Here is a 14275-nt window from a genome sequence, read left to right as displayed (position 1 = left end):
GGTGCGAATGATTGAAACAATTTTGGATAACTTACTGATCGGCACACCAAAACCATTTCGCGAAGATGGCGAGATGAGTGCAATAGCCAAACAACTGGTTGCATATCCCGTTCAGCTTGGACTGCTTGGTTTAGAGGGCAATCAGGTAGCTGATCCGCTTCACCATGGCGGGCGGGACAAGGCGGTACATCTCTATCCAGTGGAGCATTACGCTTTCTGGGCAGACAAATATCCCGGGTTGGAAATTTTGACTCGCCCAGGTGCTTTTGGAGAAAATTTGAGCTGCACAGGGATGACGGAAGACAAGTTATGTCTTGGCGACATTTTTCGTATCGGAGATGCATTGATCGAATGCAGTCATGCTCGCCAACCCTGTTGGAAACTCAATCATCATTTTGGGCATCCGGATGTTTTGAAAACGGTGATAAAGACGACAAAGTCCGGCAGCTATTTTCGGGTGCTTGAAGCCGGTAAGATAAGTGCAGGCGATACGATCATTCAACAAGAGCGAATACACCCTGATTGGCCGTTACAGCGTCTGTTCGGACTTATCATAGGTGGTAAGCACAAAGGGCAGGGGGCTGAATTGCGTAAATTGTCCGATATGCCAGCACTGGCAGAAACTTGGCGAAAACGGGCAGCGCAGTTGGCAGAATCTCAGCCGATATGATGGGGTGCGGTGGCGTCTGGACCGGGCGGTAACAGGCGTAATTTGGTAACGCGGCGGTCATCAGCATCCAATATTTCAAGTTGCCAGCCACTGGGATGTTGCAGCATTTCGCCGGTTTTTGGAATGTGGCCAGCCAGCACGAAGGATAGTCCGCCAATCGTATCGACATCTTCATCGATCTCGGCCAGTGCCGGGTCGATTTCTTCGCCGATATCATCCAATTCTGCCCGGGCGTCTGCTTCCCAAATGCCGTTGTCTAGTGATTTTAACATGGGAACCGGTTCATCGTCATGCTCGTCTTCGATCTCGCCAACAATTTCTTCAACAATGTCTTCAATCGTGACAAGACCCTCTGTGCCATTATATTCATCGAAAATAATGGCAAGATGAATGCGCGTTGCCCTCATTTCGGCGAGCAGATCCAATACACCCATCGATTCCGGAACAAATCGGGGCTGACGAAGATAGGGCGTAATGTCCGTCGGCGGCGTTCCACCTTTCGCAACTAGCGCGAAGATATCCTTGATATGTATCATGCCGATAATCGTATCTAGATTATCGCGATATACGGGGATTCGGCTGTGGCCATGTTCGGAGAATATCTCGACATATTCTTCAAATGGCGCGCTTTCCTCAATCGCGACCATATCGGCACGAGGAACCGCAATGTCATCAACCCGGTGATCACTGAAATGAAGCAAATTGCGAAGCATTTCGAGCTCAACGGGTGAAATGTCCGGCTCGCCCTTTCTGTCGATGTCGCCATCGCTTTCATGTTCATCAATAACTTCTTCGAGTTGCGCACGCAGCGAGTTATCTTCCGATTCCCCGAAAACCAAAGCTTTCAGGCTGCGCCATAATCGCCCCGGTTCATCATCCTCATTGCGAGCGGCAGAGGACGGTCGACCGTTCGCCCCATTATTGTTGTTACTATCGTCTGGCATCTTTTTGTCTTTGGACACTCATCATATATGTTGATCGTTATAGGGATTGGCAATGCCCAATTTTTGCAACGCTTTGACTTCTAAAGCCTCCATGATCAAGGCATCCGACTCTGTTTCATGATCATAGCCTAATAGATGCAAAACACCATGAATTAGCAGATGCGTTGCATGGTCTGCCATGGGAACGGATTTTGCCTCTGCTTCACTGGCGCAAACGTCATGCGCCATGATTACGTCGCCTAGCAGCACTTCGCCATCGTCACTGTTGGACAATGATTCCAGCAAGTCATGAGGAACCAAAGGGAAAGATAGCACATTGGTGGGTTTATCTTTGCCGCGATATGCCGAGTTTAGCTCCTGGACCTCATCGTTGTTTGAGAGTTTTATGCTGATTTCCAATGCAAAATTCCTCTCCGCCAAGTCTCCATAGGACGAAACGGAAAGCGCAGCCCGCGCAGCCTGTTCACCGCGTTTTTGCCAGTCGTTTGAATCTCGCCACTGAGGACCCGCATTGAGTTCAATCTGCAGCATCTTTGCCTTCATAGGCTTCAACAATTTTGCCGACCAATGGATGGCGGACGACATCCGCTGCGCCAAATTTGACGGTACTAACACTGTCAACGCCATCTAGTTTTTGTACGGCATCGGCAAGACCGGATGTGGCGCCGTGCGGCAAATCTACCTGTTTCGGATCACCACAAATGACCATACGGCTGTTCATGCCGAAACGGGTGAGGAACATTTTCATCTGGGCGGTAGTGGTGTTCTGCGCTTCATCCAAGATCACAAACGCATCGGCCAATGTTCGGCCACGCATGAATGCGATGGGTGCGATCTCGATCTCGCCGCTTTCAATGCGTCGTTCGACTTGTTCTGCGGGCAGAGTGTCATATAATGCATCGTAAAGAGGGCGCAGGAAAGGATCGACTTTTTCTTTCATATCGCCGGGAAGAAAACCGATTTTCTCGCCCGCTTCTACAGCAGGCCTGGACAGGATAAGACGATCCACTGATCCGGTTATAAGCTGCGATACGGCTTGCGCCACCGCAAGATAGGTTTTTCCCGTGCCCGCAGGACCAAGCGAGAAGATCAAGTCGTCACGGGCCAGCTTTTCCATATAGTCAGCCTGGCGAACAGAGCGCGGAAAAATCGTTTTCTTGCGCGTCTTGATCATTACTTTCGGGGGCGCCGAGATATCGCTTTTTGCTGCCTTTTTTGTGTGATCCGGTTTTGTGATTTTTGAAACCCGTGGATCGGCAACCATACCGATGATGGCCTCAACGAGTGCAGCGTCAATTTCCTGACCCTCTTCCAGGCGGTTATATATCCCGGTCAAGACATCACGCGCCTGGGCTGCCGCTTCCTCTTCACCTTCAATCTTTAACTTGGTACCACGAGCGGCGATATAGACACCGAGCCTGTTTTCAATCGCCACAATATTGCGATCATATTCACCAAAAAGATCGCCCAATATTTGAGGATCGTCAAATTCGACGTCCAGCGTCACCAGATTGAGTTTATCTTCGGCAATGTTTTTTTTGGCCATTAAGCAGCTTCTCTCCGTGTCACTTTACCCTGCAGACTGTTGGGCCCCGCGCTTTCAATTGTAACATCCACCATATCGCCAATCGCCAATTCGGGGGCGATGATATGGACTGATTGTAACCAGGGCGTCTTGCCAACAAGTTGCCCGTCGAGTTTGCCATTACGTTCTAAAAGGATGTCGGTTTGTCGACCAAGAGCTGTTCTGTTGAAATCATGCTGCTGTTCATTCAGCAGAGATTGCAATCGCTGGAGTCGTTCATCCATGACATCTGGAGCAATTTGATCTTCCATCGTAGCCGCAGGTGTGCCGGGTCGCGGGGAATATTTAAAAGAATAAGCCTGCGCGTAGTTGGCCTCGCGGACAATCGCCAAAGTTTCTTCAAAATCAGCGTCGGTTTCACCCGGAAAACCAACAATAAAGTCGCCAGAAATGGCAATATCCGGCCGAACTTTTCTCATCCGTGACAATATGCCCAAATAGCTTTCAGTCGTATGTGAACGATTCATCGCTTTCAATATACGGTCACTTCCCGACTGAACCGGAAGATGGAGATAAGGCATAAGCGCCGATATTTCGCCATGGGCTGCGATCAGTGCTTCGGTCATGTCATTCGGATGGCTGGTGGTGTAACGGATGCGCTCCAAACCATCGATATGGTCCAGCGCGCGAATGAGGCCGTCAAGCCCTTGCATCTGCCCCTTGTCGTCTTCGCTTGTCCAAGCGTTTACATTCTGACCGAGCAAGGTGATTTCCTTTACGCCGCCATCAACCAATGCCTTTGCTTCGTTTACCAGATCACTCCAAGGGCGCGAAATCTCCGCTCCGCGCGTATAAGGCACAACGCAATAAGTGCAGAATTTGTCGCACCCTTCCTGCACAGTCAAAAAGGCGGTCGGGCGTGCCTGTTTCTTGCGGGTTGGCAAGACGTCGAACTTCGATGCCGCTGGCATATCTGTGTCCAGTGCCTTTTTACCGGTCTTGGCTCGATCGATAAGTCCCGGCAGCCGGTGATAGGCCTGTGGGCCAACCACGATATCAACACTTGGCGCGCGCCGCGAAATTTCTTTGCCCTCTGCTTGTGCGACACAACCAGCGACGGCAATCATCGGGCTATTACCATCTTTGTCACGCAGTCGTCCGATGTCGGAATAGACTTTTTCGGCCGCTTTTTCACGGATATGACAGGTGTTGAGGACAACCAGGTCAGCATCTTCACCATCACCAGCGCTCGACATGCCCTGATCGACAAGCATTTCGGACATGCGCTCGCCATCATAGACATTCATCTGACAGCCAAAGGATTTAATGCGGAATTTTTTCGGATCGGATCGATTCATAACCGCCGCCTATACAACGGGCTCTCCGGACAGGGAAGCGGAAAGCGCGCTGGCAATCCGTCGTTCGGCCTCTGCGCAAATGGCCTTGCGATCAGCAAAGTCGGCGGGATCGAAAGGTTCCAGAAAATGCAAAGTGGTCGGAATTGTTCCCAATCGTGCAAATAGCCGCTTGGCATTGTCAATAGCCGGTTCTTCACCGACCCATGCGATATCTTTGCTGGCCGCACCATAATCGAGCAACATGGGTTGGATCATGGTTGGTTTGGGTGGTGGTGCCATTGCTTGGAAAAGTGAGGGCTTGAATGGCAGTAGGCTATGTCCGTCTGTCGTTGTTCCCTCGGGAAATACCGTGATCGGGTATTTTTCCTCAATGGCCTCCCGAATAATATCAATTTGGTTGCCAACTTGCATACGGTCTGTTCTGGAGACAAAAATGGTCTTGTTGATGCGACATAGCCATCCGATAATCGGCCAACTTGCGATACCGTCCTGGGCCACAAAGGTGCAACCAGTTACCCCTGCAATAACCGGGATGTCGAACCAGCTTATGTGGTTTGAAACATAGAAAACATTTTGCTTGAGACGATGTCCCTCGGTTTTGATAATCGCACCACAACTGGTGGCGACTGACCACAGGAAAAAGCGGGGCCACGGGGAGGGGATACGGAACAGGCGCCAGAGATAATGCATTGGCAGACAGATGCCCAAGCTTAGCAGGATCGCCGCTATACGTAGTGCTATAAACAGCATTCCAACCACTGAAATCGAAAAACGCTCTGCTTCAGCTCTTTCGGTCAGAGGATACGCCATATAGTTCCATACGATGGTCGACCAATCGATACCCAAGCTTCTCTGCAATTACCTTTTGTAACGCTTCGAGTTCGGGGTCGACAAATTCTATCACCTTGCCAGTTTCTACATCGATGAGATGGTCGTGATGCGCTTCCGGAACAGCCTCGTAGCGTGCCCGACCATCGCCAAAGTCATGACGATCGAGAATACCAGCTTCCTCAAATAGGCGAACAGTTCGATAAACAGTGGCTATCGAAATACGGGAATCCACCGCAGAAGCACGTTCATGCAATGTTTCGACATCGGGATGGTCGTCTGCGTCAGAAATGACTCTGGCAATCACCCGGCGCTGGTCGGTTATTCGCAAGCCTTTTTCTGCACATAGCTTCTCAAGATCAATTTTGTCCGGCATTCGCTCCATCCTGATAATTGCATATACTCTATTCGCGGCGGACAATAAAGCAAAGGGAAAATTGCGAAACACATCCGCAACTTCCCATAGATAAAATCTAACGAAAAGGAGAAGTTAGCCCTTCTTCTTTTTCTTTCCTAGACCAATAGCTTTGGCCAGTTCCCGGCGTTGCTGAGCGTAATTAGGTGCGACCATCGGGTAGTTACTGGGCAGACCCCATTTTACCCGATACTCGTCAGGTGTCATACCGTAGTGGGTCATTAAATGTCGTTTCAACATTTTCAGTTTCTTGCCGTCCTCCAGACAAACGACGTAATCGGGTTTTATGGATGATTTGATTGGCACAGCTGGCTCTGGTTTGGCTTGTTCTGCGGCTTTTCCCGCAAGTCCCGACAACGCGTCGTGAACGTTGCTAATAATGAGTGGCAAGTCTGAAACAGCTACGCTGTTGTTGCTAACATGTGCAGCAACAATATCCGAAGTGAGCGTAATCAACGTCTCATTCAGAGCGACATCTTCCTCTGTCATATATACCTCTTAGTGCGACCATTTTATGGTTTTGAGCAATTTTTTGCTGTGTGTTTAGTCGCATGGGCAAGGTGGATTATCAATCATCAACCTATATACTGTGTTGATTTTGCGTTGCTTTAAGCATCACAAAGATTTTTTGTAGGTGATGGCATCATACTTTTCTTTGTTATCGCCCGAATAATAAGCTCGCCGTAGTCCAATTTTTTGGAAACCAAGTCTTTCATATAGATGTTGGGCCGGATTGTTGGATCGCACTTCCAAAAAAACTGCTGTGACATCGTTTTTAATTGCGTTCGCGATTAGCCGTTCAAGAAGAGCGATCCCAATACCTTTATTCTGATATTTAGGATCGACCGCTATCATAAGCAATTCTTCCTCGCCTGCCGCACTCCTGCTGATAGCAAAGCCGCAAGGTTCAAGGTCGTAGTTGGCAATCAATAGTTGTGTGCCCGGCAAAGACAGCATTGAGCGGCATTGATGCTCGTTCCATGACTCACCATAGAGGCTTGAAAAGGAAGCCTGCATAATCCGCATAACGACTTTCAGTTCATCAAAACTGCCATATTCAAGCTTTATTGCTGTTGTAGGATCTAAGGGCGCTTCATTGCTGTCAGGATAGGGGTTCACATCTGACATACTCTAGTCCCGATGAGCTGGCTGCGCATCTGGCGCGCGGCCATAAATAGGTGTTGGGTCTGTATATTGATAGGCTTGGTACAATAGGCTGTATTTGGCGGCGTTCGGCAATATGGATGAACATGAAAGCCCATCGGTCAGGTTCGCCAAAGCCTTTGCTGCGGAACCCGCTAAATGGTCTGCTTTTCTGCGGCGTAAAGCCGATTCAGGTGACAGGGACAGGAGATCATCTATAGGGCCGCCGTCTTCAGCAAAATTCTGAACAAAATATTCCCCGTGGCCTCCAAGCATCACTACAAAAACAGGAGCGGGGGATTCCATTTCATTCAAAGCCTGCGCAGCGACGAGATGTAAACATTGATATCCGGAAATTTCGGCTTGCCAAGCCAGAGCCAGAGCTTTTGCGGCAGAAAGACCGATTCTGACGCCGGTAAAGCTTCCCGGTCCGCAATTGATCATGATGTGATCCGCGCGCCCTTTGTCGGGCAGTTCCGCGATCATCGGCACCAACTTCTCGGCATGGCCGCGACCAATTTCTTCGTAGGTGTTAGCTACTATTCTCTTGTTTTCGAACAGAGCAACCGAGCAAGCTGTTGTGGCAGTGTCTATAACAAGAGTACGGTTGTTCATGGCTCTGACGCTCGCCGTCAGATGATCGTGTTGAATTTGTCGAAATCAGGACGCGGGCTACGGTCAAAAATTGTTGAAGGATCGCCGTATCCTAAGGTTGAAATGAAATTTGATTTCACACTTGGTTGGTCACCAAAAAAAGCGTCATCCACTGCCGCATTGTCAAATCCTGACATTGGGCCGGTATCCAAGCCCAGAGCGCGCGCAGCCAGAATAAAATAGGCACCTTGTAACGAACTATTTCGCATGGCACCTTCGATACGACCCTCTGGATCGCCATCAAACCAGCTTTTCGCATCGGTATGCGGAAAAAGCTCGGGAAGATATTCGTGGAAATTCTGATCCATGCCGATGATAACCGCGGCTGGGGCATTCACAATTTTTTCTTTGTTACCTTCGCCAGCGCAGTCTGCAAGACGTTGCTTGGAATCCTGACTGTGGCACCAAACCATCCTCGCGGGCAGCATGTTTGCGCTGGTCGGCCCCATCTTCATGAGATCCCAGATTGCGTGTAGCTGTTCGGTAGTTACCGGCTTGTCATGATAGCCGTTAAAAGTTCGCGCTGTTCGAAAAAGTTGGTCCAGTGCAGCGTCATCAAGTGGCTGATTCATAAATTTCTCATTACCCATTTTGTACCGGTTGGATTAGGCGGCTCTAACTTCAACCACTTCTGGCACATAGTGTTTGAGCAGAGACTCAATTCCATGCTTCAATGTTGCAGTTGACGACGGACACCCTGCGCAAGCGCCCTGCATTTTCAGGAAAACGATACCGCGGTTGAAGCCACGGTAGATGATATCACCCCCGTCGTTGGCGACCGCTGGGCGCACCCTGGTTTCGATTAACTCTTTTATCTGTGATACAATCTCCGCATCTTCCGGATCATCATGAACTTCTTCCTCCGGTGGAATTTGTATTTCGCCTGCTGATCCAGGTTTGAACAAGGGTAGCCCGGCTGAAAAATGATCGAGCAAAATGCTAAGCACCTGTGGTTTTACATCTGACCATTCTGATCCAGGGCCAGCCGTTACCGAAACGAAATCTGAACCGAAGAAGACCCCGGTCACGTCTCCTAGAGTAAACAAGGCTTCTGCAAGTGGAGAAATATCCGCATCTTCCGGTGATGCGAAATCCCTTGTCCCGTCGGCCATAACTGTCTGGCCCATCAGGAATTTGAGCGTGGACGGGTTGGGCGTTTTTTCGGTTTCTATCAACATGTTTGATATGTGGGAGCATTTGGCTGGGCTATCAAGGCTAAACTGCCTTTTAGCAGCGGAAAAGTTGACCGATTGCCATCGATATTTTGCATGGCAATCAATATCGTTATTCACTGGCCAGTAAGATTGGGCCTGCTTATAACTGCGCCATGAAATATTATCAAAGCGCATCCGGTCGTCTTTTCACTGCCTTTGCCATTTTTACCAGTGTCTCGTTCTCGGTGCTGACAACGCCAGTCGAGGCACAGCCACAGCCTGCCCAGACTGAGGTTAACGCACAACAGCCTTGGCTTTATGAAGGCAGTGACGTTCCTGTCGACACGAGCTGGACTTTCGGATCGTTGGACAATGGGCTGCGCTATGCGGTCAAAAATAATGGCGTTCCTCCCGGGCAAGTATCAATCCGGGTCCGTCTTGATGTTGGCTCATTGATGGAACAGGATCATGAACAGGGTTTCGCACATTTTATGGAGCACCTTTCGTTCCGGGGCTCCGAATATGTTCCTGACGGTGAAGCTAAACGCATTTGGCAGCGGTTAGGTGCGACGTTCGGCAGCGACAGCAATGCAGAAACCACGCCAACTCAGACGGTGTACAAGCTTGATCTGCCCAATGCCAATCCGACAAGTCTGGATGAGAGTATCAAGATTATTTCCGGTATGATTAGTGCGCCGGGTTTGACTGCGCAGGCGATCAACGCCGAGCGCCCTGTCGTCATGGCAGAATTGCAGGAGCGTCAGGGGCCACAGACAAAAGTCCAAGACGCCACGCGAAAATTGTTCTTCGCGGGCCAGCGGCTGGCGAGCAGGGCACCTATCGGGACACCGGAAACATTGGGAGCAGCAACACCCACGATGTTGCAACTTTTCCATCGTCGATGGTACCGGCCAGAAAATACCGTGATAGTCATAGCCGGAGATGGTGATCCAGCGGAGTTCGAAGCGCTGCTAAAAAAACACTTTTCTGATTGGAAGGGCAAGGGCGAACCTGGCGTGGCGCCAAATTTCGGTGATCCTGGTTCCGATGCTGATATCAGCCGGGTGTTGATCGAGCCAACCTTGCCACGTTTCATATCAATGGCGACCGTCCGGCCATGGCGTAAGGTGGACGACACCATCGCTTATAATCAACAATTGTTGATCGATCTTTTGGCACTCCAGATGATCAATCGTCGCCTTGAGGCGCGTGCGAGGGCAGGGGGCAGCTACCTTCAAGCGAATGTGAACCAAGAGGATGTTAGCCGGTCGGTGGACGGCACCTTCGTGAATATCGTGCCCTTGGGTGATGACTGGGCTGCTGCTTTGAAAGATGTACGGGCTGTAATCGCTGACGCAACCACTCATGCACCTTCCGAACAGGACATCGCAAGGGAAATAGCAGAGTTTGACGCGGCGCTTTCCATTGGTGCCGAAGGCTATGCAACAGAGGCCGCCCGAAAGCAGGCGGATGATATCGTCAATGCCGTTGATATTCGAGAAACTGTGGCCACACCACAAACAGCGCTTGATGTGTTCCGTGAGATGCGGGACCTTTACACACCTCAGCGCTTGCTTGAATCAACACAAAAGCTGTTTGACGGCATTGCAACGCGAGCTTTGCTGACCTCTCCCACGGTTGTAGACGACGGCAATTCCAAACTTGCTGCTTCGTTGCTGGAAGAAGTCCAGGCGGCAACGAACGTGCGGGTGGAACAAGCGAACCTTGGTTTTGACGCGCTGCCACGTATCGGACGCAAGGGGAAGGTTGTCTCATCAGAGATGAACAAGCGTTTCGAGATCGAACAGCTGATATTGTCAAACGGTGTTCGGGTAATGCTTTTCCCCAACAAAGCCGAACGCAATAAGATCATGGTCAACACCCGTTTTGGTACGGGATATAGTGGTCTAAGCACCGATGATGAAGGATTAGCCTGGACTGGAGCAATGGCTTTGATGGCGAGCGGTGTCGGTGATCTGGGACAAGAGGAGCTGGACAAAATCACTACCGGTCGGAGGATCGGGCTCGGGTTTGAAATCGATGATGACGCCTATGAAATCAAGGCCGATACGAGAGCAGCCGACCTTGAAGATCAATTGCATTTGATAGCTGCCAAGTTGCAATATCCGAGATGGGATGCTGCACCAGTTATTCGCGGGCGTGCAGCCTCTTTAATAGGCTATGACAGTTTTGCCACTTCGCCGCAGGCGGTGTTACAACGAGATTTGGACTGGTTGATACGCGGCAAAGATCCGCGCTGGAAAACACCGGACAAACAGGATTTTCAAGCGCTGACGCCCAAGGATTTCAAGAAATTCTGGAAACCTATTTTGTCGAGCGGCCCTATTGAATTGATGTTATTTGGTGATTTCGAACGGGACGAAGCGGTTGAAGCGGTGCTGAAAACCTTCGGCGCACTGCGCAAACGAAAAGTCTCTGTCATTCCGGACGGTAGTCGTTCGCCTATGTTCCCGGCTTCCAAAGCGGGGCCGGAAATTCTTGTTCACAAAGGGGATGCAGAGCGCGCAGCCGCTTTAATTGCCTGGCCAACCGGCGGCGGACTGCAGAATATCAAAGAAAGTCGTCAGTTGGAGGTTCTGGTCTCAATCTTCAATGATCGCATGTTTGAAATTTTACGCTCCAAAGAAGGGGCGAGCTATAGCCCGCAAGTGATAAATAGCTGGCCGGTCGCTTTTCAAAAGGGCGGATATATAAGCGCCTCCAGTCAGTTGACGCCAAATAATATCGACCGTTTTTACGGCGTGGCCGAATTGATCGCGAAAGACCTGAGAGAAAAACCGGTTAGCCTTGATGAGTTGAACAGGGTGGTAGAACCGCTTCGCCAACTCATATCTAGGGCGAGCAGTGGTAACAGCTTCTGGATGAGTCAGTTGGAGGGTGCGAGTTTTAACCCTAAGAAGTTCATGGTTTTAAGAACGTTACTGAGAGATTACACGGTGATCACACCTGAAGAAGTTCAGCAGCTGGCTCAAAAATATCTCAAGGATTCAACCAAGTGGAAACTGGTAGTGCTACCGGAAGGAAATGAAAAAGCCGAAGTCGGAGCCGACGCGGCTTCTTCCTCGGCTTCCCGATAGGCGATTAAAAAGGCTTTATATCGCGTCGACTATCGCCAGCAGTTGATCATTTGTTGGGCGTTTCTTGAAATCACCCGACACAGATTTGGCAATGATCTTGCCATCCTTGTCGACAACGATGACTGAAGCATAGGGAACGCCAACGGCTTTTCCTTCGGTATATTGTGGATCGCGCAATTCAAACGCATCGATCACTGCAGAATTCTCGTCAGACAACATTGTATATTCCAGCATCTGGTTTTTGGAGAAGCGGTCCTGGCTTTCGACACTGTCATAGCTGACGCCGTATAGTTTATAGCCCCTCTGATCGAGGTCGCTGACAATTGCGTTAATGCCTTTCAACTGAGTCTGACAGAATGGACACCACTCTACCGAACGTGTCAATACTAGAATTGCTGGACCATCCTCCAGGATACTGGCCAGTGTCTTGCTACCGTCGCCGGTATTAAATTCTGCCTTAATAGGAGCCGAAGAACCAACAGCAAGGCCGGCGTCGATGGCCGGAACTTCCTCCACTGTTCCAGCCACTGCGGGTTCAGCTGCTTCTGATGTTTCTTCGCCGTCATCCACTGGATTTCCAGATTGTGAACATGATGCGAGGGCCAGTGCAGAGGTCAAAGCCAAAAGAGATACACTCTTTTTCAAAATAATTCTCCTGTGGTTTCTCAGCGGCAATTCGCCGCAGGACGGTATACGGTTACGGATTCAAGACAGATTATTCCTGCGGTGGAAAGCGATCAAAGGCCGGTAGCTCGTGTGCGACCTTTTCCCACGAGATTTGTTCCGCAAGTTGGATGTTCATTTCAGGAATATAGGCTTCTGGCTCATCAAGTGTGGCCGTTTGCACGTCGATCATACCCGGCAAGATATTGGCATTTTTATAAGCGATTCCTGTGCCGCAATTGTTGCAGAAAAGTCGTTCTGCACCGTTTTTGCCCTCGACTGTTTTGGGTTCACCACTAACTAGGGAAAATTCATCATTTTCTAGCATAATCCACGCCACGGAAGCCGAGCCGCTGCTTTTCTGGCAGTCACGACAATGGCATATGGACTGGTTGATCGGCTCACCAGATATTTCATAACGCACTGCCCCACAATAACACCCACCCTCAGCCATATTTTGCTCCCGTCAGATCAAGTTTGGAAAATCCTATAGCACATATTTGGACAAGTCTGTGTCCTTCGCAACATCAGATAGCTGGCTATCGACATAGGTGGCATCCACCGCGATTGTTTCCCCTTTGTGATTCTCTGCATCGAAACTTATCTCTTCCAGCAGTTTCTCCATCACGGTCTGCAATCGGCGTGCACCGATATTCTCTACCGTTTCGTTCACATTGGCTGCAATTTGGGCAAGTTTTTCAATAGCATCTTGTGTGATGTCGATGGTGACTTCTTCGGTGCCCAAGAGAGCGACATATTGCTCAGGCAGATTGGCTTTCGTTTCTGTAAGAATGCGAACAAAGTCTTTTTCAGTTAACGCGCGAAGTTCAACTCGAATGGGAAGCCGACCTTGTAGCTCAGGTAACATGTCACTGGGTTTGGAGATAGAAAAAGCGCCGGATGCGATGAACAGGATATGATCCGTTTTCATCGGACCGTATTTTGTCGCGACCGTCGTGCCTTCAATTAAGGGGAGAAGATCGCGTTGAACCCCCTCTCGGCTGACTGAACCACCGCGCACATCGCTGACCGCGATTTTGTCAATTTCGTCAAGAAATACGATACCGTTGGATTCTGCGTCGGTGATCGCTGCTCGTGCAATATCATCATCGTCGAGGCGTTTGTCTGACTCTTCCTCGATCAATTTGTCCCAGGCGTCGGCAACCCGCATTTTCCGTCGTTTCATCGCATTCTGGCCAAATGCCTTACCCATCATGTCAGACAGATTGATCATCCCGACCTGGCCGGACATCCCCGGGATATCCATCGGTGCACTGGGGGTATCCTCTACCTCAATCTCGATTTCGGTGTCGTTCATATGGTTATCGACCACTCGTTGGCGGAAGCTTTCCCGCGTCGCTTCGCTCGCATTTTCACCACATAACACATCCAGCAAACGCTTCATGGCTGCATCGCTGGCTACGTCACTGACCGCCGAGCGGCGGCGTTCGCGTTCCAGCCTCACCGCTTCTTCAGCAAGATCGCGGGCAATTTGCTCTACGTCACGACCGACATAACCGACTTCAGTAAATTTTGTGGCTTCAATCTTGATAAACGGCGCATCCGCCAGTTTGGCAAGACGCCTTGATATTTCAGTCTTGCCGCAACCCGTGGGGCCAATCATCAGAATGTTTTTCGGTGTCACCTCTTCGCGGAGATCCGCAGGTAGTTTTTGACGCCGCCAGCGGTTGCGTAATGCGACTGCGACTGCGCGTTTTGCGTCTTTCTGTCCGACAATATGTTCGTCCAGAGCCTTAACGATGGCTTTTGGGGTAAGATTATCTAGCATGTGAAACCTGTATTGGAATAAAAATGGACAATTC

At 50.0% G+C, this 14275-nt stretch carries 16 protein-coding genes; 2 read left to right on the top strand and 14 right to left on the bottom strand.

The features are described from left to right. Window positions 1-7: 7 nt before the first annotated feature. On the top strand, window positions 8-670 hold the full coding sequence (locus tag DK507_RS15645; protein ID WP_367889562.1) for an MOSC domain-containing protein: 663 nt from the start codon (window positions 8-10) through the stop codon (window positions 668-670). Here DK507_RS15645 and DK507_RS15640 read toward each other — a convergent pair. The 11 genes from DK507_RS15640 to DK507_RS15590 all read right to left on the bottom strand — a co-directional run bounded on the left by DK507_RS15640 (window position 658) and on the right by DK507_RS15590 (window position 8715). Continuing rightward, window positions 658-1614, bottom strand: coding sequence for a hemolysin family protein (locus tag DK507_RS15640; protein WP_109357734.1), 957 nt, complete (start codon window positions 1612-1614; stop codon window positions 658-660). The genes DK507_RS15645 and DK507_RS15640 overlap by 13 nt on opposite strands. A gap of 21 nt (window positions 1615-1635) precedes the next feature. Further along, window positions 1636-2145, bottom strand: coding sequence for an rRNA maturation RNase YbeY (gene ybeY, locus DK507_RS15635; RefSeq protein WP_109357228.1), 510 nt, complete (start codon window positions 2143-2145; stop codon window positions 1636-1638). Next, entirely contained in the window at window positions 2132-3160 is a 1029-nt protein-coding gene (locus tag DK507_RS15630; protein WP_109357227.1) for a PhoH family protein, read from the bottom strand. Before DK507_RS15630 ends, ybeY begins: the two co-directional genes overlap by 14 nt. Then, the gene (gene miaB / locus DK507_RS15625) at window positions 3160-4497 is read right to left on the bottom strand and encodes a tRNA (N6-isopentenyl adenosine(37)-C2)-methylthiotransferase MiaB (RefSeq protein ID WP_109357226.1); all 1338 of its coding nucleotides are present in this window, start codon (window positions 4495-4497) and stop codon (window positions 3160-3162) included. The genes DK507_RS15630 and miaB overlap by 1 nt, the downstream gene beginning before the upstream one ends. A 9-nt stretch (window positions 4498-4506) precedes the next feature. Further along, a complete protein-coding gene (locus tag DK507_RS15620; protein WP_254054413.1) occupies window positions 4507-5307 on the bottom strand; it encodes a 1-acyl-sn-glycerol-3-phosphate acyltransferase in 801 nt (266 codons plus the stop codon). Further along, entirely contained in the window at window positions 5279-5701 is a 423-nt protein-coding gene (locus DK507_RS15615; RefSeq protein WP_109357225.1) for a Fur family transcriptional regulator, read from the bottom strand. The genes DK507_RS15620 and DK507_RS15615 overlap by 29 nt, the downstream gene beginning before the upstream one ends. Window positions 5702-5815: 114 nt before the next feature. After that, the gene (locus DK507_RS15610) at window positions 5816-6229 is read right to left on the bottom strand and encodes a MucR family transcriptional regulator (RefSeq protein ID WP_109357224.1); all 414 of its coding nucleotides are present in this window, start codon (window positions 6227-6229) and stop codon (window positions 5816-5818) included. Between the two features lie 126 nt (window positions 6230-6355). Then, window positions 6356-6868: a ribosomal protein S18-alanine N-acetyltransferase gene (rimI, locus tag DK507_RS15605; protein WP_109357223.1), complete on the bottom strand. Its 513-nt coding sequence runs from the start codon at window positions 6866-6868 to the stop codon at window positions 6356-6358. Between the two features lie 3 nt (window positions 6869-6871). Further along, window positions 6872-7498 (bottom strand): tRNA (adenosine(37)-N6)-threonylcarbamoyltransferase complex dimerization subunit type 1 TsaB, encoded by a 627-nt coding sequence (gene tsaB, locus DK507_RS15600; protein ID WP_109357222.1) that lies wholly within the window; start codon window positions 7496-7498, stop codon window positions 6872-6874. A 17-nt stretch (window positions 7499-7515) separates the two neighbouring features. Then, entirely contained in the window at window positions 7516-8109 is a 594-nt protein-coding gene (locus tag DK507_RS15595) for a malonic semialdehyde reductase (RefSeq protein ID WP_109357732.1), read from the bottom strand. A gap of 33 nt (window positions 8110-8142) precedes the next feature. Then, window positions 8143-8715: a NifU family protein gene (locus DK507_RS15590; protein ID WP_109357221.1), complete on the bottom strand. Its 573-nt coding sequence runs from the start codon at window positions 8713-8715 to the stop codon at window positions 8143-8145. Window positions 8716-8864: 149 nt separating this feature from the next. On the opposite strand from DK507_RS15590, the gene DK507_RS15585 reads away from it, so the two are divergent. Beyond that, window positions 8865-11789: a pitrilysin family protein gene (locus tag DK507_RS15585; protein ID WP_162559081.1), complete on the top strand. Its 2925-nt coding sequence runs from the start codon at window positions 8865-8867 to the stop codon at window positions 11787-11789. A 15-nt stretch (window positions 11790-11804) separates the two neighbouring features. On the opposite strand, the gene DK507_RS15580 is transcribed toward DK507_RS15585, so the two are convergent. The 3 genes from DK507_RS15580 to hslU all read right to left on the bottom strand — a co-directional run bounded on the left by DK507_RS15580 (window position 11805) and on the right by hslU (window position 14241). Next, window positions 11805-12434, bottom strand: coding sequence for a peroxiredoxin family protein (locus DK507_RS15580; RefSeq protein WP_162559080.1), 630 nt, complete (start codon window positions 12432-12434; stop codon window positions 11805-11807). Window positions 12435-12504: 70 nt separating this feature from the next. Further along, the gene (locus DK507_RS15575) at window positions 12505-12906 is read right to left on the bottom strand and encodes a GFA family protein (RefSeq protein ID WP_109357218.1); all 402 of its coding nucleotides are present in this window, start codon (window positions 12904-12906) and stop codon (window positions 12505-12507) included. A gap of 33 nt (window positions 12907-12939) precedes the next feature. Continuing rightward, window positions 12940-14241, bottom strand: a complete 1302-nt coding sequence (gene hslU / locus DK507_RS15570) for an ATP-dependent protease ATPase subunit HslU (protein WP_109357217.1) — start codon at window positions 14239-14241, stop codon at window positions 12940-12942. Between the last annotated feature and the right edge of the window lie 34 nt (window positions 14242-14275).

The sequence above is a fragment of the Sphingorhabdus sp. EL138 genome (assembly GCF_900258045.1).
Taxonomy (GTDB): domain Bacteria; phylum Pseudomonadota; class Alphaproteobacteria; order Sphingomonadales; family Sphingomonadaceae; genus Parasphingorhabdus.
The sequence above is the reverse complement of the archived record's forward strand: the minus strand, read 5'-3'. Positions and strand labels throughout refer to the sequence as shown.